At 56.6% G+C, this 22,064-nt stretch carries 14 protein-coding genes; 9 read left to right on the plus strand and 5 right to left on the minus strand.

Annotated elements, in window-relative coordinates; genetic code table 11:
- Positions 1–73 precede the first annotated feature (73 nt).
- The 4 genes from PW792_16500 to PW792_16515 all read right to left on the minus strand — a co-directional run bounded on the left by PW792_16500 (position 74) and on the right by PW792_16515 (position 11,630).
- Positions 74–1,192 carry a hypothetical protein gene (locus PW792_16500; protein ID MDE1163525.1) on the minus strand — a complete coding sequence of 373 codons (1,119 nt, stop codon included), beginning with the start codon at positions 1,190–1,192 and terminating at the stop codon, positions 74–76.
- Positions 1,144–4,596, minus strand: a complete 3,453-nt coding sequence (locus PW792_16505) for a chitobiase/beta-hexosaminidase C-terminal domain-containing protein (protein MDE1163526.1) — start codon at positions 4,594–4,596, stop codon at positions 1,144–1,146. The genes PW792_16500 and PW792_16505 overlap by 49 nt, the downstream gene beginning before the upstream one ends.
- A gap of 13 nt (positions 4,597–4,609) precedes the next feature.
- Positions 4,610–7,930: a TonB-dependent receptor gene (locus tag PW792_16510; protein MDE1163527.1), complete on the minus strand. Its 3,321-nt coding sequence runs from the start codon at positions 7,928–7,930 to the stop codon at positions 4,610–4,612.
- A 322-nt stretch (positions 7,931–8,252) separates the two neighbouring features.
- On the minus strand, positions 8,253–11,630 hold the full coding sequence (locus PW792_16515) for an Ig-like domain repeat protein (protein MDE1163528.1): 3,378 nt from the start codon (positions 11,628–11,630) through the stop codon (positions 8,253–8,255).
- Positions 11,631–11,923: 293 nt separating this feature from the next.
- On the opposite strand from PW792_16515, the gene PW792_16520 reads away from it, so the two are divergent.
- The 5 genes from PW792_16520 (at position 11,924) to PW792_16540 (ending at position 14,268) form a co-directional block, all read left to right on the plus strand.
- A complete protein-coding gene (locus PW792_16520) occupies positions 11,924–12,133 on the plus strand; it encodes a hypothetical protein (protein MDE1163529.1) in 210 nt (69 codons plus the stop codon).
- A 226-nt stretch (positions 12,134–12,359) separates the two neighbouring features.
- A complete protein-coding gene (locus PW792_16525) occupies positions 12,360–12,542 on the plus strand; it encodes a hypothetical protein (protein MDE1163530.1) in 183 nt (60 codons plus the stop codon).
- 79 nt (positions 12,543–12,621) lie between these two features.
- The gene (gene nadD, locus PW792_16530) at positions 12,622–13,251 is read left to right on the plus strand and encodes a nicotinate (nicotinamide) nucleotide adenylyltransferase (protein MDE1163531.1); all 630 of its coding nucleotides are present in this window, start codon (positions 12,622–12,624) and stop codon (positions 13,249–13,251) included.
- A gap of 66 nt (positions 13,252–13,317) precedes the next feature.
- Positions 13,318–13,818 (plus strand): ribosome silencing factor, encoded by a 501-nt coding sequence (gene rsfS / locus PW792_16535; protein MDE1163532.1) that lies wholly within the window; start codon positions 13,318–13,320, stop codon positions 13,816–13,818.
- 3 nt (positions 13,819–13,821) lie between these two features.
- Positions 13,822–14,268, plus strand: coding sequence for a 23S rRNA (pseudouridine(1915)-N(3))-methyltransferase RlmH (locus PW792_16540; protein MDE1163533.1), 447 nt, complete (start codon positions 13,822–13,824; stop codon positions 14,266–14,268).
- An 82-nt stretch (positions 14,269–14,350) separates the two neighbouring features.
- Here PW792_16540 and PW792_16545 read toward each other — a convergent pair whose 3' ends face one another.
- Positions 14,351–17,899 carry a TonB-dependent receptor gene (locus tag PW792_16545; protein MDE1163534.1) on the minus strand — a complete coding sequence of 1,183 codons (3,549 nt, stop codon included), beginning with the start codon at positions 17,897–17,899 and terminating at the stop codon, positions 14,351–14,353.
- Positions 17,900–18,188: 289 nt separating this feature from the next.
- Here PW792_16545 and cobO point away from each other — a divergent pair, with 289 nt between their 5' ends.
- From cobO to rsmG, 4 genes are all read left to right on the plus strand, one after another.
- Positions 18,189–18,746: a cob(I)yrinic acid a,c-diamide adenosyltransferase gene (cobO, locus tag PW792_16550; GenBank protein ID MDE1163535.1), complete on the plus strand. Its 558-nt coding sequence runs from the start codon at positions 18,189–18,191 to the stop codon at positions 18,744–18,746.
- A gap of 222 nt (positions 18,747–18,968) precedes the next feature.
- On the plus strand, positions 18,969–20,366 hold the full coding sequence (gene mnmE, locus PW792_16555) for a tRNA uridine-5-carboxymethylaminomethyl(34) synthesis GTPase MnmE (GenBank protein ID MDE1163536.1): 1,398 nt from the start codon (positions 18,969–18,971) through the stop codon (positions 20,364–20,366).
- Positions 20,367–20,453: 87 nt separating this feature from the next.
- Entirely contained in the window at positions 20,454–21,218 is a 765-nt protein-coding gene (locus PW792_16560) for a gamma-glutamyl-gamma-aminobutyrate hydrolase family protein (GenBank protein MDE1163537.1), read from the plus strand.
- Positions 21,219–21,263: 45 nt separating this feature from the next.
- On the plus strand, positions 21,264–21,830 hold the full coding sequence (gene rsmG / locus PW792_16565) for a 16S rRNA (guanine(527)-N(7))-methyltransferase RsmG (protein ID MDE1163538.1): 567 nt from the start codon (positions 21,264–21,266) through the stop codon (positions 21,828–21,830).
- Positions 21,831–22,064 lie beyond the last annotated feature (234 nt).

Consider the following 22,064-nt stretch of genomic DNA (forward strand, 5'->3'; position numbering starts at 1 on the left):
GATTATACGAGTTTGGGGCGAAGAAAGAGCGTCCGCAGAGTGTGCGGACGCCCTTTGTTTGGTGCTGCTTGGGTTATTGGACGGTAAGGGTCGTGGAGTTCGACTCTGTGCCGCCGCAAGTGAGGGACAGGGTGTACGTTCCCGGTGTGGCGGGGGCTGTGAGCGGGATCGTAGAGGACGTCGGGCTGCCGACGACAGCATCGAGCAAGGTGTAGACGCCGGTGCTGCTAGTCACGCTGGCAAAGCAGCTTTCCATCGTAGCGCTGTAGGCGTTGCTAACGGTGAAGGTCAGCGGGAATAAGAAGCCCGCGACGATGCTGGCAGGGGGTGCGATGACGATGGGAGCAGCGAGGGCAGGAGTAGGCGTCAGATTGTAAATCGTGCCGCCGCCGGTGCTGCCTCCCGCGTATGTCGTGCCGTAGAAGTTACCGTCGCTGCCCTGGAGCAGGCCTCCGACAGCAGAGGCGCCGTCGGTCTGCGTGGTGCCCGAAAGAGCTCCGCCGGTGAACTGGTGAAGAACGGAAAATCCTGACCCGTCCTGCCCCAACCGCTCCACCAAGCCAAGGCCGTTGCTTCCGCCAGCAGACGAGGCACCATAGAGGTTTCCATCGCTGGCCAGCAGGAGCGAGCCAAACACTTCCACAGGGCCGGTAGAGCTTGTGTTGGCGTAAATCGTGGAGAGGGTTGTGGCATCGGGACTGAGACGGTAGTAGCTGTCAATATTCGTGGTGGTGGTGGACGCCGAGCCATAAAACCCGCCGTCGGAGCCTTCCACCAGACCGTTCGCATAGGAGTAGAGGACCGGTTGAGTTGAACCGCCGAAGGAATGTTGCACGGTATAGGTCGCGGTTGCGGGGCTGTAGTTATAGATAATGCCGTAACCGGAAGCTCCACCGGTCAAAGTGGTTCCCAGGATCGCTCCGTTGGAAGCCTGCACGATGTCCGTGGCGGTGGGCGAAAGACCGTCGACCAGAGTGGTACCGGGAAGAGTGGTGCCGTTAAAGGAATGGAGCTGGGTGTAACCGGTTCCGTCAGGGTTGATTTTGAAGAGGGTTCCGCCCTTGCTGAGGCCGCCGGCAGAGGTTGTGGAGTAGAGGGTTCCGTCGCTGGTCTGAAGCAGACGTGTGGTGGGGTTTGCCCCGTCTATGAGTTGCGTGCCAGAGATAGCCGCGCCGGTAAAGGAATAGAGCACGCTATAACCGGTGCCATCGAGAGCGATTTTGAAGACCGTGCCGACGGAGTGAGCTCCACCGGCATCGGTCGTGCCATAGAGATAGCCATCCTTGCCTTGAATGAGTCCGACAGCGGGAACGGCACCGTCAACCTGCGAGGTGCCGGAGATGGCGGCGCCTGTGAAAGCGTGAAGCTGCGTATAGCTCGTTGTCGTAGCAATGAGGAGCGTACTGGTAGCGGAGGCCGCTGCATAACCGCTGGCAGCGTTGAAACTTGCGGTGAGGTCTGCCGTGTAGGGCCGGCAGCCAGCGTGGCAGATGGAGTGTAGTTCACCGAACATATACCGGCGGCAATGGTGCAGGTGGTGGGCGAGAAGCTGCCACCGATGCTGCCCGCTGTGCCGAAAGTAACGACCGAGCCTTCGGCCGGGGAGCTGGCCGTAAGCGTCTGGGGCGTCGTGCTGCCGTAATCACTGGTGACGTTGCTGAGGAGCGCCGTGGTGGAGGTGATGATGTAGGCAGCACTGTTGACAGGGCTGTTGGTGTAGCCGGTGGCTACGGTGAGGGCCTTGATCGTCATAGATGAACTGACGGTCAGAGGGCTCGTGTAGACCAGAGAGCTGGTGGTCGGGGTAGAGCCGTCCACGGTGTAGTAGATGGTGGCTGGAGACGTGGCTGAAGTAATGCTCACGGTCTGAGGTCCCGTGTACGTTCCCGCAGCGAGAGAGAAGAGCGGGAGGGCGGCGGTTCCCTGAACCGTCAAGGGAGTGTTGGAGGATTCCTGACCGCCGCAGGTGAGCGAGAGGGTGTAGCTGCCCGAAGTGGAAGGTGCTGTCAGCGTGGTGTTGGTCGAGGTGGTGCTACCGGTGACAGCGCCGAGGTTGGTGAAGACGCCGGAGCTGCTCGTCACGCTGGCAAAGCAGGTTTTCAGCGTGGTGCTGTAAGCGTTCGACACGGTGGCGGTGAGGGAGAAGCTGGCTCCCGGGGTGACCACCGACGGTGCCGAGATGACCACGGGGGCAGAAAGCACCGGCACGGGCGCAATCTTGAAAATGTTTCCATCCTGAAGATGGGTTGTTCCGTAGAGGCTTCCATCCATGCCCTGAACGAGTCCCGCGTAAGGGAAATAGCCCTCGCCCGAGAAGGAGTGGATCGAGGTCATTGTGCCGGAGGGGGTCAACTGGAAGACGGTGCCCTCGGCGCCCGCGGCGCCCGCGCTGGTGGTTCCGTAAAAATTGCCATCCGAAGCGAGAAAGAGCGGAGCTACGGAACCAGCTCCTATGTTTGTCCCCTGAGTGGGAGGGATGGAAGTGAAGACGCCAGCAGTTGTGATCTTGTAGACCGTGCTGACAGAGGTCGTTCCTCCCGAACTGAGGGTTCCGTAGAGGCTTCCGTCCGCACCCTGAATGAGCGCCGACCAGATTTCGTTCCCGTCCGTGCCGATGAAGGAATGGAGGAGGGTGAAGGTGCCGGTGGGGGTGATTTTGAAGACGGTACCGTCGCCGTTCTCGCCGCCCTGATAGGTGGTTCCGCAGAAATTGCCTTCGGAGGCCTGGAGAAGTTCAGCCATGGGGATTGAACCGTCCGTGCCGGTGAAGGAGTGAAGGAGGGTGAAAGCTCCCGAGGAGGTGATCTTGAAGACGGTGCCGTCGCCGTTCGCGCCGCCCTTTTCGGCTGTTCCGTAGAAGCTGCCGTCCGAACCCTGTACGACACCGCCATAAAGCGTGACACCTTCCGAGCCATCGGAAGCGAAGTCATGGAGGACGGAGAAGACTCCTGCGGGAGTCATTTTGAAGACGGTGCCGTATAGGTATCCGTCTTCCGAAGTGGTTCCGTAGAAGTTTCCGTCCGCGGCCTGGATGAGTCCGTCATAGGGCTGGATGCCATCTGTTGTACCGAGGGAGTGGAGCAGCGTGTAGTTATAGGAAGGGGTGAGGGTCAGGGTGCTGTAGGCGAGCTCAGAGTTGGCGCTTCCGTCGAAGCGCGCGGCCAGGGCATTCGTGTAGGTTCCGACAGCGAGCGAGCCAGTGGGAATGTAGCTGACCGAGCAGGAGCCTGCCGTAATGGTGCACTTGGTGGGAGAGAAGGTTCCGTCAATCGAACCATCGTCGCCGAAGGTGACAACATAACCATCAATGCTTGAAGTCGCAGTAATCGTTACGGGAGTCGTCGTGCCGGCACCCACGGTGATGGAGCTAAGCGAAACGGCGGGCAGAGTGGGAGATGACGAGGTGATCGTAAAGATGCCAGAAGTTACGCCACTGACGAGACGCGACCTAACGATGGCGACAGCGTTGAGTGTCGTGCTGGCACTGAGGGTGATCGGCCCGGAGTAGATCGAAGAGCTTGCCGTGGGCGTGGTGCCATCGGTGGTGTAGTAGATGACCGCTGCGGGATTGCTGTCTGTGATGCCAACGGTCTGCGCGGCGGTGAAGGTGCCGCCCGCGGGAGAAAAGACCGGAGTGCTGGGCAGCTGCAGAATCGGCAGTGACCAGTCAATGGGCGCGGCGCTATCGTTGGGCAGGAAGGCCGGGGTTGCGGGCTGGCGAGCGAAGAGCGCCGCTACATTGTTGGTCGGCGTGTTGAAGATGTCGACTAGAGCCTGGATCGTGTCGGCAGGAGCGTTTTGCGCGGTGCCCTGGGCAAGGGTGAAGAAGGTGCCGCAGGGTTGGTCGGAAGCAATGCTGCCGGTGGAGTTCACGCATGTCTGCACGATGTTGGCGAGGGTGCGGAGATCGTTGGAGGAGGCGTCGTAGCCTGTGGGCAGCGCTGCACCGGGGGCGGTGCCGGTGTTGATGTTGGCGTACTCCGTGACGGTTGTGAAGGCGTTGGTCAGCGCGCTTAGATCGGTCGCGCCGATGTGGTCATAGTCGGCGATGTAGCCTTTGAGACCGCGGACCGTAGCTACGGTGGTGACCTCGTTCATGAGAACAAAGTAGTTGGTCGTAGCGAGCGAACTGCATGCGCCGACTGCGGCGAGGCTGGTCTGGACAGCGTTATTGGCGAGTGCGCCAGAGTCACCGCCGACGGCAGCGAGGTAGACGAGCGTATTCGGCGTCGGGCAGCTGTAGTCGCCGGAGTAGTTGAAGTTACCGTTGCTGTCGGTGGTGACGGTAGTGGTCAGCAGGTCGGTGGATGCGCCTGCGACGATGGATTCATTCACAGCATAAAGGTGGATGACTGAGCCGAAGATCGGCTGCTCGCCGCCGTAGAGCTTGCCTGCTAGCGCGATGCGTGAGGTGGTGGCCGGGGAAACATGAGAGGCCGTGCAGCCGCTGAGTAAGAACGCTATGGGAGAAAGGGAAAGCAGGATAGGGCAAGGCGGCGTGCGGTGCTCACGATGGATCTCCTGAGATCGGAAGTTTATGCGATGTACGAGAAAAAACGGGACAGGCCGGAGCCTGTCCCGTTCGGCAAATGCCAAAAGTTGAAGTTGGTTAGAAGAGGAACTTCGCCGAAAGCTGAAGAATTCGGGGGTTGTTGCTGAAGACCTTTTCAGGATGATTGAAGGCAGCGTTACCGACAGTGACGTACTCGAGCCCGGTGTAGCTGTAAGCGTTCACGTCATCGACCGAACCCGGCAGGTACTGGGCGTGGTTGAGAGCATTGAAAGCCTGAGCACCAAACTCGATGGTGTAGTGGTCATAAGCCGTGAAGCGCTTGAACGCTGACAGATCGAGGTTGTTGGTGGGACGTCCTGGCATGGTGTTACGGCCAGAATTCGGCATAGCACCGCCGCCCGCCTGGATGTAGTAGGCATTGGGGTTATCAGCCGTATAGCCGGTCGTGTTGCCGTTCACGTCAGTGATAGCGGTAACCGTAGAACCGGTTCCCTTTACACCGTTGGGGTTGATGATCGTACGTCCAACGTAGGCGCCATCACCAGTGAGCAGGCCGTTGCTGCCGCCGAGAACGGTGGCGTACTCAGGAGACTCATAGGTGTAGATGGGCGATACGACCCAGTTGCCGACGAGGTTCTTCAGCATCCAGTTGGCGTTGTCATGGAAAGGCTGGATCTTGTAGTTGGCTTCGAGGGTTAAGCGGTGGGTGTGGTCAAGCGCAGAACGGCTGTACTCAGAGCGCATGTCGCGGGGGTTCTGAGGACGGCGGGGTGTCAGCGTGGTGGAGAACACTTCAGCGGTTGAGTCGTCCATTGCCTTGGAGAAGGTGTACGACGCATTCAATTGAAGGCCATGGATGCGGCCCTTCACATTGGCAAGCAGGCCGTTATAGTTTGAGCTGCCCCATGGCTGGTAGGAAGTAATGACGCTGGTATATCCAGCTGCAAGGAAGTCAGGACGGATGTTCGACTGAGCATTGATAGCAGCAAGTGTTGTCGCCGCCGTGCCCTTGCCGTTAATGGCAGCGCCATTGACAAAGGTGGGAAGGTAGTTCGCCGTGGTCGTGCGAGGCTGAATGTTGAGCTGATCCTGCACGGGGAGATGGATGCCGCGGTTGCCCACGTATCCGATCATTGCCGTTACGCCCTTGCTGATCTCACGCTCGATGGTAAGCGTGTAGTTCTCCGAGTAAGGAACAACCTGGTTAGGAACAAAAGCCGAGGTTGCAGCAATGGCGTCTGCAGGCGAAAGGACAGTTACGCCTGAACCATTTCCGGGAGGAAGGCCGCCGTTCGCGAGGAAGTTCGGATCACCGTAGTTAACGCTCGAGGAGGCCTGACCTACATCCTGCGTCGAGGAATACTGCGGAGGGAAAGAAAGGGTTCCCAGGTTATCGAAGAGGGTGTCATACGCGATGCCGTAGCCAAAGCGGATGGAGGTCTTGTTGTCCGGTGCGTACTCGATGCCGAGACGAGGTGCCCAGCTCACATAAGACGGCTGAGGAGCGCCAATGGTGAGGACCGAGGTAGAAGCACCGGAATTGAGGGCCTGAGCACGCTCACCGACGGGGACCGAGGTGAACTCATAACGAACACCGAAGTTCAACGTGAGCTTGTCGGTGGCGCGCCATGTGTCGTTTGCATAGCCGTAGAGCTGCGTCTGGTCGCCGTAATAGGTCTGGTTACCTGTCGAGCGTTCGCCAACACCGTTTGCATCCGGAGCGTAATCGTGGAGGAAGTCGCTCAGGAGCGAGTATTCATAGTCACCGCGAGCGCGTTGCGTGAATCCCTGCGGCGAGATGTACTTACGACCATCGAAGCCAAAGGCCATCGTGTGACGGCCGTGTGTGTAATGGACGTTGTCCGTGATCTGGTAAAGGTTTTGAATGGTGAATTGAGGTGCGTTCGGGTCAGGACCATACTGAAGATAGCCCTGATCGAAGAACTGCAAGTTCGGGAACTGATCAAGACCCGGGTAAGAGTAGTTACCGGAGTTGATCGTGTTCTCAAAGCGGTTGAAACCAATACGCGCTTCGTTGATCAGGTTCGGCGTGAAGTTGTGGTATTCGGAGAGAGCCACGAGATGGTACTTGTACGGGGTGCTCTGCCAGAATGTCGGCAGATTTGCAGCGATATCTGTGGTGCCTTCCGTGTTGTACACGTAGCGGAGACGGAAGGAGTCCTTTGACGACATGGTGTAATCCGCGCTGGTGGTCAGCGTGTCCATGTTGGTGAAGTACGGTGAGTTGATGGGGAGCGATCCAACAGGGATGGTCGCCTGTGACGTACCGGTATTGTTGCCGGAAGCGTCGGCATGACCGCTGCTGATGTTCAACGCGGCGGCACCGCAAGCGTTCAGAGTTGCGTCGCTAGCAAGATTTGTTGCAGCTTGCGTGTACTTCAAATACTGCGTGATGTTGTTCTGAGAAAAACCAGCAACGGTCGAAAGTCCCTGAATCATTTGCAAACCAGCTGCGGTCGGAGTGCAAATGTTATAGGACTCGTTCTGACCAATGGTGTTGCGCTCGTAATTCACAAAGAAGAAGAGCTTGTCCTTGAGAACCGGACCGCCGATCTGTCCGCCGTAACGATTGAAGTCGTAACGAGGCACGGCCGACTGCTTCACACCTTCAGAGACTTCAGCCGCATCGAGGTTGCGGTTGCGGAAGTACTCATACAGCTTGCCGTGAAACTTGTTTGTGCCCGAGAGAACGTTGGTGTTGAACTGACCACCGGAAGAGTGACCGAATTCAGGCGAGAACTGCGTGGTGATGAGCGTGAACTCACCGACAGCGTCGTTCGGAACGTAGACGAGGGGACCGGTGACAGACTTGTTGTTGTTGTCGATGCCTTCGATCGTGAAATTGTTGTTACGCGGACGCTTACCACCGATAGACGGGCCAACACCGATGCCGATGCCACCGGTCGATCCAACACCGGGGGCGAGCAGCGAGGTATTCAAAACGCCCTCGCCAGTGGAGGCGACGGGGAGCGTTGCCAACTCTTCAGGCTCAAAGGTCGTCGTGAGGTTCTGCGTGGTGGTGTCAAGAGCAACGCCAGAGTCGGTATCGACTTCTACGCTAGCGGTGCTGGAGCCTACACCCATTGCAACATCACGGGTCGCGCTGGTGTTGATCGTAACCGTCACGCCTTTGACCGTCGTGGTGGCAAAGCCAGAAGCTGAACTGGTGACGTCATACAAACCAGGCAGCAAATTCTCAGCGCGGTACTGCCCCTGAGCATTGGCGACCACACGGACAGTGACGCCAGTGGCCTGACTGCGAACGCTCACGGCAGCGTTCGGAATAGCAGCCCCTGCGGGGTCCTTGACCGTACCGACCACGTTACCGCTGGTCATCTGGGCGTGAGCAGCAGCAGGGAGAAAGCCCTGAACAGCTCCGAAAATTGTTGGTACCACGAGAGTTGCAGCAAAGGTCCAGCGGACTAAGGAAAGAGACGATTCACTAAGGGTCTCCGATTAGGGCTCCTGGCTTCTTGCCAGAAGACTTCCTATCGGAGAACGAGGCAACTCAAGTGCCAAAATGGGTCAGCCTGCTATCTTTCGATAGCAGGCTGGGCTCCAAGAGCCCGCTTGACAATGCTTTTGTAACGGAAATTTCTTTAAAAATTGCCATAAGGCGGTTTACCCCATCACAATCACTTCGATTTTATAAATATCTATACATTTTTCGGTATCGATATTTCGGTCGAATATGTTTTTACATACTCAATACTTCACCTTAGGGCGTGACGATGAGGGTGAGGTGGGCGGATTGTGTGACGGCCTGGCCGCTGAGGTCGGTGGCGGTGCCGGTGATGACGACGTCGTAGGTTCCCGGCGGGGTGTGGTTCGGATAATGGCCGGAGCAGCCGCTCAGTGAGGCGATACCCACGAGGGCGACTGCGGAAAGAGCCAGGTGAGAGAAGATACGGCGACGACGGCGGAAGAAGATCGCCGCCGCGAGGAGTGAGCCTGCGGCGAGGAACGGTGCCGAGTCGCGGTCCGGGTGCGGGTTGTGGGCCGCGGTGTTCGATGCGTAGAAGTTCGCGATGGCGTCGGTTTCGAGGTTCAGCGAAGTGGTCGCGGTGCCGTTCTGCTGCACGCTGAGGGCGCTCTGCGCGAAGGTGCAGGTGAGCACGGCTGGCAACGGCGTGGCGCAGCCCAGGGTGATGGGGCCGGAGAACGCGCCAACCGAGGTGACGGTGACGTTGAGCGATTTATGGTGCTCGGTCTGGATGCTGATCGTCGTGGGGTCGGTTGTGACGGTGAAGCTGGAGGGAAGGATCGTTACCGTGACGGGGGTGATCGCGGTGGTGAGCGCGTTGGAGTTGAGATCCGGCAGGTAGCTCGCCGAGATAGTGTGCGAGCCTACGGCGAGGTTGTTGAGGGGGATGCTGAGGGTCGCCGTGTTGGAGGTAAGCGAGGCGGCCGGGAGGTTTGCCGCGGCGAGGGTCGTACTACCTTCGGTGAGGACGATGGAACCCGAGGGCGAAGGGGTTCCGGTGAGGTCTGCGAGGGTGACGACGAAGTTCACCGTCTGGCCCTGGTAGGCGGTCGTCGCGGAAGCGAGGAGCGTCGCGCTGACGTCGTTGGCAATGACCTGCACCGTGGCGCCAGCCTGCGAGGAGGTATAGCTGGCTGTGGCGACGGCGGTAGCCGCGAGGGTGTACGGACCGGCGTTGAGCTGCAGCGTGAAGGTGGCGTCGCCGGAAGCGTTGGTCGTGGCGCTGAGGGTGGAGGAGCCGGTGCTGAGGGTGACGGTTCCACCAGAGACAGGCTGGCTGTTCGAGGTGAGATGCGCGACGGCGGTGAACGCCGTAAGTGCGCGCGGGGTGGAGTTGCTGACCGCGAGCGTGAGCGAGGAGGCTGAGGCCGAGATGGTTCCGCTGACGGGGGCGCAGGTGGAGCTGTTATAGACGGAGTCGCCGAGGTACTGGCAGGTGTAGCTGTGCGTGCCCGCAGTGAGAGCGGTGCTGGCGTAGGTGGCCGACGCGGTGGTACCGGTGGCCGTGCTGGCAGAGGCCGCGACGACGTTGCCGTCGACGAGGAACTGAATGTTGCCCGTGGGGGCAACGGTGGCCGTGGTGGTGGGCGTGACGGTGGCGAGGAAGCTGACGCTCTGGCCGTAGACCGAGGTGGTGGGCGTGACGGAGAGCGAGGCGGTCGTGCTCTTGAGGGCTGCGGGGTTCACGATTTGCGTGAGCACGCCGGTGGAACCGTTGAACGCTCCTGTAGGAACGAATCCCGCGGTGAGCGAATGGCTGCCGGCAGTAAAGTCAGTGACCGAGACAGAGGCAGAACCGGTGGAGTCGACCGCAGCACTGCCAAGAGATGCTGCTCCGTCAGTGAAGTAGACCGTGCCGGTGGGCGTGCTGCTTCCGGTAAGAGCGGCAACGGCTGCTGTAAGTTTGACGGTATCGCCGACGTTGGAAGGGTTCAGAGAGGAAGAGAGTTTGGTGGAGGTGTTTGTGGCGTTGGCGGCAGAGGCGAGGAGATACAGGTAAATCGAGCTGGCGGGGCCATTGTTTGTGTCGCCCGAGTAAGCGGCATAGAAAGTGTGCGTGCCGGAGGCGAAGCCTGTGACCGTGTAGCTGGCCGAGAGGGTACTGGCGAGGAAGGTCACGGGTACAGTGGCAAGCGCTGTTCCATCTTCGTAGAAGGTGATGGTGCCGGTGGGGGTTCCGGGCAAGGAGCTAGAGGTAGCAGACAAAATGACAGAGCCACCGATGGTGGGATTCCAGGTCGACGGCGTAAGCGTAAGCGTCGTGTAGTTCTTGGAAGGAGTCGCCGTGGAGGCAAACTCATAGGCTCCCATATCGATATTGGCGTAGCCCTTCCCTGTGGCATCGACGTAACGGGGGTTACCGACAAAATCTGTGGTGAGAGCGTAGGTCTCCGAGTTGTTGCCGCTATCGATGATGGGCGAACCGGACTGCACGTTGAGCTTGGCGGTAGCCGCGCTTAGCAAAGTAGAGGAAGCGTCGACAAAGAGAGGATCAGCCGAGATGTTTCCGAATGTTCCGGTGGGGCTGGAGCATGCACCACCGATGGGCTTGTTGGTGCTGGAGGTGACGGAGTAAATATCGTTGTGATCGATCACCAGCGGCGTTACTGTCTGGCTCGAGTAAGAGGTGCCGCAGTTGACCGCATACTGTCCGTTCGAATTACCGACGACGACATTGTTCACCAGCTGGTACTGCGCCAGATTGCCGCCGATATAGATGTCCGAGCCTGCGTTACTGCTGGTCGCGGTGTTGTACGCAATGGTGTTGTTGGAGATGACGCCCTGTGGCGCTCCAACGGTCGAACCAGGAACGACGAGATCGAGTCCACCGGAAAGACCGGTGTTGCCGTAGATGACGTTGTTATTGATCGACATTTTCAAAATATTGGCGGTATAGATTGCGCCACCATATCCGCCGGAAACATTGTTTGCGACGAGATTGGTGTCAACGACAAAATAGGAGAGGTTGGTTGCATTGATGCCGGCGCCGCCACCTTTGTCTCCGCTGTACTGCAAAGATTTGGTGTTGGAGGTGAGGGTGTTGCCGAGGATGTCCGCCCCCGCAGTGCTGGTGTTGCCAACGAGCACGATGGCGCTGCCGGTGCCTTCCTCACTGGCACAGCCAGAGGAGAGTGTGCCGGTGATGCTGCTGTTGTAAAGCGAGACGAAGTTCGTCGACGCATATAACCCGGCGCAGTAGGCACCCGTAATTTTGAGGTTGCGAAGCGTAGCCTGCGGGGAGGAAAGATAGATGGCGCCATGGGGTCCACCGGTCGTCGCGGGAAGGCCTCCTCCCTGAATGCTGAAACCGTCCACGATCACGTTTGCGGAAGTGCCCGTAAGGCTGATAGCAGGACCGCTGCCAGATGGCTTGATGATGACCGCAGCCCCGTTCGGATCGGCCATCAAAGTAATCGCCTTGCTCGCCACGGAGACATGCTCTGCGTAGGTGCCCGCCGTAACGTATACGGTGTCGCCATCACTGGCAGCGTTGACCGCAGCCTGGATCGTTGGGTAGGAGGCCGGCACGTTGAGAAGGTTCTGGGCCGCAGCGGGGAGTGCGGAGAACAGAAAAGCTGCAGGAAGCAGTGTGCGGAGAAAAATATTTTTCATGGGCCTTCGCGACAAACAAGGGAGATACGTTCCAGCATACGCTGAACGAGCGAATATCAGACCAATTAGGTCGAGCCGCGTCGTTGTTGACGATGTGAAATGCCGACCGATCCAGTAGACATTTCCAGACAGATCTCGGACTGATTTTGTCGCCACATATCGGACTCAATTAGTCGCGCAACCCCAGTGTTTACGCCGGTATCAGATGTGTTTAGAGTGAACGCAATGAGGAATGAGGGCTCCTCAACTGCTTTAGAACACGACGTCATCTTGGTCTTAAAAGGAGAACGAACATGCAGGCAGTTCATGATGGACAGTGCGGATTGTGTACACACTTTGGCGAACCCCACGCCAAGAGCGATGTTCTGGTGAGCATCATGTCAAACAAGAGTGCTTCTGAGACTCTCGTAGATGAGTGCGGACACCCGAAGCATGCGTCGCTTCACCTGAAGGTGACGCCGATTTCGGGTTGTGACGGCTTTATGGCCGTGGCCGCAGCGTAGCGTTTTCCCCGACGCCAGGTTCTTTCTGGGCATGTCGGTGTGGATCCCACGGATCACTAACGGATTTCAAACAGACAAGAAAGGGTTCTTTCCAAAGCGCTTGGAAAGAGCCCTTTTGTGCTGCTTTTTAGACTATGTGCGCTGGAGCTGATTCGCATTGCGGCTGAAGCGAAACGCATCCAACGCTATACCCGTCCGAAATGTGTGAGCTGACGGAGGCTGTGGAATGACGCTTGTACGTATTTTGCTGGGCGTGATTCAGGCCATTGTTCGAGCGCTGGGCGGAGCGTTGCTAGCGTTGTTCTCCTCGGCAGCCACGATCGTGGCAGGACTGCTGGGTCTTGGCGTGCTAGTCTTTGCGCTGTTTAGCTTGCTGGGTGTGGGCTTTGCTCGCAGACGCGGAGGCTGATTCCCTGCTCTGTTTCTGCTTCCTGCAATAATTCGTGGGGCGTAAGCTGAAGGCGTAGAGGCGGAGGCTATTGGTTGCTATGCGCGTAGGATTTTTCGGGGGCACGTTCGACCCTCCGCATAAGGGCCACCTGGCCGTGGCACGAGCAGCCGCAGATCGTTTTGCGCTGGACAAGGTGTTGATGGCTCCCGTTGGACTGCAGCCGCTGAAGCAGGAGCATGGGCCATCGGCGAGCTTTGAGGATCGGCTACAGATGGTGAGGCTGACCGCTGCGCACGATGTGCGGCTGGAGGCTTCGGATGTGGATGCTCCGCTCACAGGCCAGAAGCCGAATTACACGCTGGATACGCTGACGCTCTTACACGCAATGCTTGGTGCCGAGACGCAATTGTTTGCGATCATCGGTGCGGATTCTTTCCGGCAGTTTGCACGTTGGCACAAGCCTTTACAGCTGCTTGAGAAAGCGGAGTGGATCGTGGCGGCACGGCCCGGGGAAGAATTCAGCAGCGGTTGGGGGGCTTTGGAAGCTGATTTCCCTGAAGCCGAGTTGGCTCCCGTGCGGCACAGAATCCACTTTCTGACTGAGCCTGACCAAGACATCAGCGCCACGCAGCTTCGTCATGAGTTGCAGAGAGGCGTCGTGAGCTCCGAGTGGTTGCTGCCGGAGGTGGCTGCGTATATCCGGGAACAGCAGCTTTACCGAGTCTAGATGGTTGTTATCGCAGGATTTTGCAGCCAAATGCGCTAGGATGGGAAGGTTTAGAGGAGATTATTGATGGCCAGCGAATTGACGAATCGAATGCTTGCCGCAGCGGCTGCGGCGTGTGAAGACAAGAAAGCAGAGGACATTCGTATCCTCGCGCTGGATCCGACGGAGAGCGGACTTACGGATTATTTTTTGATCTGCAACGGCACAAACGAACGCCAGAATATTGCGATCGCCGACGAGATTGAACTGCGCTTGAAGCGCGAGTTCGGAGAGTACGCCAAGTCTGTCGAAGGCCGCCGCCAGGCAGAGTGGGTCCTGTTGGATTATGTCGACTTCATCGTCCACATCTTCTCGGAAGAAAAACGCGCGTTCTATGGCCTGGAGCGTCTGCGAAAGACTGCGACGTCGTTGAGCGTGAATGAATTAAATGCGGAGCTAAAGGAACAGATTACGGCGACGCGTAAGAAGGCTACGCCTGCCAAGAAGACCGTAGCGAAGAAAGTTGCTGCGAAGAAGACCGCAAGTAAGAAGGCTCCAGCAAAGAAAATAGTCCCGAAGAAGAAATAACTTATGCGAATTCTTTTGTCTTATGTGGGAGATCGTCCAAAAGAAAAAGCAATTCGGGAATTATTTGATCTCTATTTAAAACGAGCTACACGATATCTTGATGTAACAGAAAAGAGCTTCTCGTCCACCGAGAAGCTGCTTTCTTTTGTGGAAACGCAGCGAGCCGCCAACTCATTGCGCTGCATCTTCTGTGATCCAAGAGGAAAGCTGGTTTCCTCGGAAGATATAGCAGAGGTGGTGGAGAAAGCCGCACTAAGCGGAGTAAAGCAATTGCTCGTTGCAATTGGTCCAGCTAATGGGTGGACGGAACAACAGAGAGTGCTTGCTGATCAGCTCATATCCCTGGGAAGGATTACATTACCCCATGAGCTTTGCTTGCTTATTTTAATGGAGCAGGTATACCGAGCTTTAACTATTCGAGCTGGCCACCCATACCACTCGGGACACTAGGTAGTATTTTTACTTTATTTGACCAACATAAAAGAGGACGGTGTTATAGCGACACCGTCCTCTTTAGTTATCCACTTGCAAGTTAGAAGGTAAAGCGAGCTCCAATGCGGATGTAGCGTGAGCTACCCGAGTTGTAGCGCGTGTCTTGGAAGCTGACGTCGTCAATTTCCGGATCTGGTGTTCCTAGATATTGACGATTGAGAACATTGCGACCTTCCATGGAGAGCTGGAAGCGATAGTTATCCCTAACTCGGAAATTCTTGTATATGGCTGCATCAAGGTTATTCCAAGTGTTGGCGCGTAGGGTATTACGCTTGACAGGCGAGAATGCTTGGCCTCGCGCATTTGCTTCGCGGGTGTTTGCATAAATCCAGTGGTAGCTATTGGAATTTACAGGAGTCCCGCCTGAAGCAGCCGAACCGTTATTAAGGTAATCCTGCATCTCATAGTAATTTCCATCAATATCTCGGATAGCAACAGATCCAATAGGAGCCTTCGGATTGCCCAGGAATGGGCGAGCCGAGCTAATGCCGCTGTTGAAGCCATAGTCAAACGACTGATCCGTGTACTGTTGGTAAGAATATCCCGTACCGTAGGCTGTATCGCTGTAGAGGTAACCATATGCGTAGTTAAAGGGAGTAACAGTATTACCACTGTCGTAGGTGTAGAGACCGGTAACCTGGAAGCCACCAAGCAATTGACCGATAAGAGTGTCTTGCTTCTTGTAGAACGGAAGATTATATACAAACGAAGCGGAAACTACACTAGGAACATCAATTCCGCTGCGAGCATATTCTCCATAACTGGAGTTCAGTGGATTCTGTGCGAATGCATTCGTACCACCACCACCAATCGAAGAGAAGACTTCGGAAGCCGTATCAAATGTAGCTGATAGGGAGTAAGAAAGTGTTGTTGTCAAACCATGCCACTCACGGCTGCTCATCTTGAACTGAGCTGCGTTATAGTTAGAACCCGCAGTGTTATTACGTGAGCGAACGAGATTGCGGCTGCAGTCCGGACGATTGGTAACAACAGTACCCGCCGTAGAGCAAGCAGTATAAGCAACCTGCGATGGAAAAGCAGAGGCGGCAGCAGAAAGATTGGGGTTTGCGTTTAGCGATTGGAAAAGCTTTACACCATGATTACCGACATAGCGTGCTTCGAACACAAGCCTTGAGGTCGGGCTATATTCAACAATAAGGTTCCAGCTCTCCGTGTACGGATTTTGAAAATTATTACCAACGGTAGTCTGGCTAAAAGTACCAGGATTAGGCTTTGTCGAACCCGTTACAACAGGAAGATTCTGTGCACGGAAGCCATTGGCAACAGCCCCAGAGTTCAAGCAGGTCGATCCGCAGGAATTGTTGGTGCTGAGCAGAACCACTGGCGAACCCGAAGCTGCGTTCAGGAACATATTGTAGAACTCAGGATCATAATTGATCGCGAATCCGCCCTTGATAACAGTTCGTCCACCCAGTGCATCAGGATGATAAGCAAAGCCGAGACGAGGCTGGAAATTCTTATAGTTCTGTGGAACTGAAGGGAAAGTACGTGCGGCAAGCGAGTAGGCACTGTTCCAGATGGCCGTAGAGGGATTCGATTCGCGAGCTACAGTCTGGTTATGGAGCAGGTTGATTGCTTGACCAAAGAACTCCCAACGGAGACCAAGGTTCAATGTCAAGTTAGGCGTTACCTTCCAGTCATCCTGAAAGTAGGCGGCAGCGTCCGGCTCAGTAAAGTGAATGTTTACATCACCGTTTGCCAAGCTATATGTACCAGTCTGGTTTAGGAAATTGCTTAGACCCGCCGAAGGTACAGAGCCGCTGGAGGTGCCTGTAAAGCTAGCAGAACCAATGTATGTAGGAAGGAAGACGTTGGGAGAGTTTTGATAATCAAACTCACCACCAAAGGTGATGTTATGACGCCCCTTGGTCCAAGTAGCATTGTCCTGAATCTGTGTGACCTTTACAACACGTCCCTGCGGAAAGCTGCTGCTGTAGGTGCCAAATCCACCGAAGGTATCCGAAGCTGCTGCCGTAAAGCTACCAAGTGAGCCGAGCGATGCATTGCCACCAATCGCAACAGGCGTAGGACAGGCACCTGGGTTCGTAATCGTGCAGTTAGGATTACCGCCGCCCTGGAAAGCTACCGTTGTTTGCTGGAAGCTGTAACGTAGCTGGTTCACCCAGTTTTGGTTAAAAGTATGCGTTATATCTGCGCCAATTGAGTGCGAGGTGCTAGGAACGTCATACCAGCGACCAAGCGCCGTAGTGCTACCCGTACCGAGCGCGTTTTCGTAGGGATCATCCTGATAGATGTACCGAAGAAATACGCGATCCTTCGACGTCGCCTGCCAGTCAAGTCGCCCCATAATCTCTTCATCGTTCGACTGGGAAGGTACGTTACGTTGAACTCCGGCAACTTCAACAGTGTGCTGAATGCCATCAGGTCCCGTAAATACAGCGTTTTGGGTATTAGAGGCAATCGGATGCGGATTACCCGCAGTAACTGAGTACGGACCGTTTGCGATTAATGCTTGAACGGCAGCATTAGTCGGATAATACGATTGGAGTTGCTGAAGTCCCGTAGGGGTCGGGGTGAGAACAGCGCCGGTGGCACTGTTGGTTGTGTAGCTGGGAGCTGCGCCCTCATGGTAGCGATCAAACAGTACTCCCGTTGAGAAGAAAAGCTTATCCTTCCAGAGCGGACCGCTCAGAGCACCACCAAAGCGGTTCTCAACATACCGAGGCAGACTAGGTGCGACGCAGGTGCTTGGGTCCTGACCTGCTGCGCAATACCCAAGAAAAGAGCTTTTCGAGCCCTGGTTGAAGGACTGAAAAAGGTTCGACTCATAGTACTCAAAAAGGGCACCGTGGAATTTATTGGTCCCCTGACGCGTCAGATAGTTGACGACTGAACCAGTGTTGCGGCCATACTGCGCAGAGAAGGTGTTTGTGATGATCTGAACGCCTTCTAGCGCATCTTGGTTGCCAAAAAACACTTGGGGGCCAGACACCGAATTATCGTTGTTTGACTGACCATCAATTTCAAAATTGTTTGAACGACCACGCTGTCCCTGCGAAGAGAAGCCAGCGCCGTTCGTGTTGGCAAAGTTACCGTCGTGCGTCTGCACGACACCAGGCTCCAACAAGGCCAGCTTATCGAAACCGCCGGCGAGCGGAAGGTTTGCAATCTGATTGATGGTAAACGTCTCTGAAACCTGAGACTGGGTTACGTCCAACAACGGAGTGGCATCACCAACCTCTACTTGCGTAGAACTGGAGCCAACGGCAAGACTCACTTTGCCGAGATCTGAACGGCTCACAGTAACAAAAATTGGGGAAATAATTTTCGTTGCAAAGCCCGCTTCCAATACCGTCACCGAGTAGCGACCAGTGGGAAGTGCGAGAAAGTCAAAGGCTCCATCAGACTTGCTTGAGTGAGTAAAGCTAATGCCCGTGTCAAGGTTATTCACGGTAACGGTCGCATTAGGAATCAGTGAGCCGGTAGAATCCACCAGCGTTCCCGAAATGCTACCAGTGGTAATACCCTGGGCTACGAGAGAGTTGCCGCCCATTAGGCCGCCGACCAGAAGAGCCGCCACAGCCAGTTTTGTTGTCAGTCGATTCAAGTTATTTGTCTCCAGACTGTTCAGTAATCAGTAAACACAAGTCAATGTGAAAGGGCGCAAGGGGAGTTTGCGGCTAGCACAAAAGAAAGAAAGCTTTGATGCATTCCATACATGCAATCCTCATGCCAAACTCATTTTGCATCATATTGTATTGCTTTATAAGGAAATCAAGCACACCTTACACACTCAGATAGCGGGATACATTTTCAATTTTTGATAAATCGTCGCTTGTCGATATGAAAATGTGTAACGCTATGGAAATAATGATGAAAACGGAGCGGATAGAGTCATGGGTACGGATGAGCAAGCTCGTAAGGGGTTAATCCTCATCAACACCGGTCCAGGCAAGGGCAAGACCACTGCGGCGCTGGGGACAGCGTTTCGGGCGGCCGGGTGCGGGATGAGGGTGTTGGTGCTGCAGTTTCTCAAAGGATCCTGGCATTATGGGGAGCTTGATTCGGCCGAAGCGTTGAGCGGAGTCGAGGGGTTTTCTTATGTCATGAGGCAGATGGGGCAAGGGTTTGTGAAGGTCGGTGGAGCGGATGCTGATCCGGCTGATCTGAAGATGGTGGCGGATGCCTGGGAAGAGTCGGCGAGAGAGATTCGGTCAGGGGAATGGGATCTGATCGTGCTGGATGAGATCAACTATGCGATTGGCTACGGGATGCTGGATCCGGAAACCGTAGCGGCAGTTCTGCGGGAGAAGCCCGAGATGCTGCACGTGATTCTGACCGGGAGAAACGCCCATCCGCTGCTGGTGGAGCTGGCCGATACTGTGACCGAGATGCGTGAAGTCAAACATGCCTATCAAAAAGGGATTTTGGCACAGCGCGGAATCGAGTTTTAGTCTGTTCGGGAAAGGAAGACCCCGTTCGCGGTTCGCGAGCGGGGCTTCTCTTTGCAGAGGAGGAGAGATTCTCCACGGGATAGAGCCCTGGGCCAAAGGGATCGACTTTTGGCCTATCTATATATATGTTCGGAGCGGCTGCCCATAGGGCAAGAACCATTTGGCCGGGTGGAGATGTTTGTGGTGCCCGCATTCACGCACTTTTGGCGTATCTATATATAGATGGGCTCTGGCGAGACAATTGTGGCGGTTTCGACCCCGCCGGGACGTGGCGGGATTGGGATAGTGCGGCTTTCGGGGCCGGCGGCGCTGGCCGTGGCGGCCGAAGTCGTCTCGCTGAAGGCCGAATTGGACCATGGGCGGGCCCGGCTGGGGAGGATTGTCGAGGGACCTGAGCAGCGGGTCATCGATGAGGCGGTGGTGACGGCGTTTCGGACTCCTCGTTCGTATACCGGCGAGGATGTCGTGGAGATTGCGACGCATGGGTCGCCGGTGGTGCTGGAGACGGTAATCCGCGGAGCGTTGGAAGCTGGGCGGAGACTGGGGCTGGAGGTTCGGCTGGCGGAGCCGGGCGAGTTTACTCAGCGGGCGTTCGCTTCCGGCCGCCTCGATCTGACGCAGGCTGAGGCCGTGCATGATTTGATTGCGGCGCGCACGCTGGACCAGGTTCGGCAAGCGGCTGGGCAGTTGGGCGGAGGGCTTTCGCGGCGGTTGGCTGGGCCGAAAGACCGCCTGTTGCATTTGCTCGCGCTATTGGAAGCGGGGATGGACTTTGCTTCAGGTGAGTTGGATGACGTGGATGTGGTTCCTCCTCCCTATATAGAGGCAGAGATTGCTGGAGTGCTGGCAGAGTTGCGGGCTCTGGAACGGAGCTTTGCGGGAGGACATTTGCTGCGGCAAGGCGTGGGAATGGCTTTGGTCGGCCGGCCAAACGCAGGTAAAAGCTCTATTTTCAACTACTTACTAGAGCGGGATCGGGCGATTGTGACGCCTATGGCGGGGACAACTCGCGATACCGTGGAGGAGAGCTGGTCGCTGGGGGGTATTCCTCTGCGACTGGTGGATACGGCAGGGTTACGCGGTATGGGCACGGAAGCTGATGAGAAGCCTGTCGATGAGGCCGAAGCGATGGGTATCGCCCGATCTCGGGAGGCGCTGGCCGATGCTGACCTGGTGCTGGTGGTGCATGATGCGACGCTTCCCCTGAGCGAGGGTGAGCGGGAGTTGCTGGAGGAGTTGGAGCATCGGCCCCATTTGCTGGTGGCGAATAAGGCTGACCTTCCCGGTGTCGATGCGGAGCTATGGGCGACGACGTTAGCCACCTCGACGGTGACCGGAGAGGGCATGGAAGCTCTGCGGGAGCGGATTCTATCCCTGCTAGGAGCGGATTCGGCTTTGGCCGAAACGGCTGCTCTCACAACACCGAGGCAGTTAGCCGCGATTCAAGCTGGGATTCAGGCTCTGGAGCAGGCGGCGGAGGCGAACCAGGCCGGTTTGCCGCACGAGGTACTGCTGGTCGATCTGCATCGTGCGCGGGAAGCGGTTGACGGGCTGACGGGACAGACAACCCCGGACGATATCCTGCAAAGGATCTTCTCCACCTTCTGCATTGGCAAATAAAGCGGTTTGTCTCTTTTAGAAAGCCAAGGTGAACCGGAGCAGGAAACGGTGCGCGAAGTGTGGTTGGCACGGTAGGCTAGTGGAGTGATGAATCTTCCTCGTATCGCTGTTCCGGTGCCGACGTCAACCAATCTGGAGTACAACCGAAAGTCCTGGCCGCAGTATGCTGCCGCCTTGCGTGAAGCTGGAGCAGAGCCGGTTGAAGTCCCCTTGAACCTGGGCGAAGCTGCCTGGCGAGAGATCGCAGACACCTGCGATGGTGTGCTCTTGCCGGGAAGTCCCGCGGATGTTGCTCCTGAGCGCTATGGGCAGGAGGCAGATCCGGCTACCGCAAAGGCTGATTCTGAGAGAGAGACGCTGGATTTCCTTTTGATGGAGGATGCCGTTGCCAAGGGAAAGCCCGTGCTTGGGATCTGCTTCGGGCTTCAGTCCATGAATACGTGGCGCGGCGGTTCGCTGGTGCAGGACCTGATGCCGGCCCCGGTGAATCATTCTGCTGGAGCTCAAGTGGCGGTGGCGCACACCGCGCTGATAGCGGCCGATTCCCTGCTTGGCTCGCTGGTAGACCGGGAGGAGGCCGTTGAAGCAGACCATTTCCTTCGCCTGCCGGTGAATACGAGCCACCATCAGGCGGTGGCGGTTCCGGGAGACGGCTTGCGCGTCGTAGCGCGCTGTCCCGAGGATGGGGTAATCGAGGCACTTGAGGCGGATGCGGGTCTGGATGGCTCGGCGGAACAGTTTTTAGTGGGCGTGCAGTGGCATCCGGAGCGATCGACAGCGATTAGCGCGAGCTCTCGGGCACTGTTTCAGCGACTGGTACAAGAAGCGGCGCGTGTGCGCGCAGAACGGTAGAGATCAATGAGCAGTACGGCTTCAACAGAACAGATGGAGCGGCTTTTGAAGCCGTTTCTCGGCGAATTCCCTGCTCCGGCAGACCTTTTTACGAAGCTTGCGCAGTACCTGGAGCTTCTGCTGGTATGGAACCGGCGTACCAACCTGACGGCTTTGCGGGAGCCGGAGCAGATCATTACCCGTCACTTCGGAGAAAGCCTGTTTGCGGCACAGTTGCTGGCTCCAAAGCTGGAATCGGGGGCGATGGTGTTGGATTTTGGTTCAGGCGCAGGATTTCCGGGCGTACCTTTGGGACTTCTGCTGCCCGAAGTTCGGGTAATACTGGGCGAGTCGCAGAACAAAAAGGCGACGTTTTTACGAGAAGTGGTGCGGACACTGGGGCTTTCGAACGTCCAGGTTCACGCAGGACGGGTTGAATCCTTGCCTGCGGCTACGCTTTTTGAGGCGGTAACGATGCGTGCCGTGGACGATCCGGAGCTAGCGGCAACCGAGGCCGCGAAGCGCGTCGCGCCGGGAGGATGGCTGGTTTCTCTGCAAGGCGGCGAGGAAGCAGAGGGAATGGTGGCGATTCCTGGGAGCGAGCGGCGTTTTGTGAGGTTGGAGCAGCGGTAAATGTTCCACGTGGAACATTGAGTGTGCCTGAGAGGATGTTCCACGTGGAACATCCTCTTTCGCTTGCCGATAGGTCTCGGCAAGAAGCTCTAAAAGCAAGGCCCAAAGTAGCCCGCTATATCCATGGACTAGTCTTCAGGAGTTCAGTTTTCATATGCATCGAATGATGCTTCAAGCCTATGGGGAAATTAGATCTGGCATAGGAGTGATTTCAAGACCCTGACGTGATGTTCC

The sequence above is a fragment of the Acidobacteriaceae bacterium genome, assembly GCA_028283655.1.
Lineage (GTDB): Bacteria > Acidobacteriota > Terriglobia > Terriglobales > Acidobacteriaceae > Granulicella.

Excerpts from the sequence above, each read along its gene's own strand:
- PW792_16520 (MDE1163529.1), top strand. The coding sequence starts at position 11,924 with ATGCAGGCAGTTCATGATGGACAGTGCGGATTGTGTACACACTTTGGC.
- PW792_16525 (MDE1163530.1), top strand. The coding sequence starts at position 12,360 with ATGACGCTTGTACGTATTTTGCTGGGCGTGATTCAGGCCATTGTTCGA.
- nadD (MDE1163531.1), top strand. The coding sequence starts at position 12,622 with ATGCGCGTAGGATTTTTCGGGGGCACGTTCGACCCTCCGCATAAGGGC.
- PW792_16540 (MDE1163533.1), top strand. The coding sequence starts at position 13,822 with ATGCGAATTCTTTTGTCTTATGTGGGAGATCGTCCAAAAGAAAAAGCA.
- PW792_16560 (MDE1163537.1), top strand. The coding sequence starts at position 20,454 with ATGAATCTTCCTCGTATCGCTGTTCCGGTGCCGACGTCAACCAATCTG.
- mnmE (MDE1163536.1), top strand. The coding sequence starts at position 18,969 with ATGGGCTCTGGCGAGACAATTGTGGCGGTTTCGACCCCGCCGGGACGT.
- rsfS (MDE1163532.1), top strand. The coding sequence starts at position 13,318 with ATGGCCAGCGAATTGACGAATCGAATGCTTGCCGCAGCGGCTGCGGCG.
- PW792_16515 (MDE1163528.1), bottom strand. The coding sequence starts at position 11,630 with ATGAAAAATATTTTTCTCCGCACACTGCTTCCTGCAGCTTTTCTGTTC.
- cobO (MDE1163535.1), top strand. The coding sequence starts at position 18,189 with ATGGGTACGGATGAGCAAGCTCGTAAGGGGTTAATCCTCATCAACACC.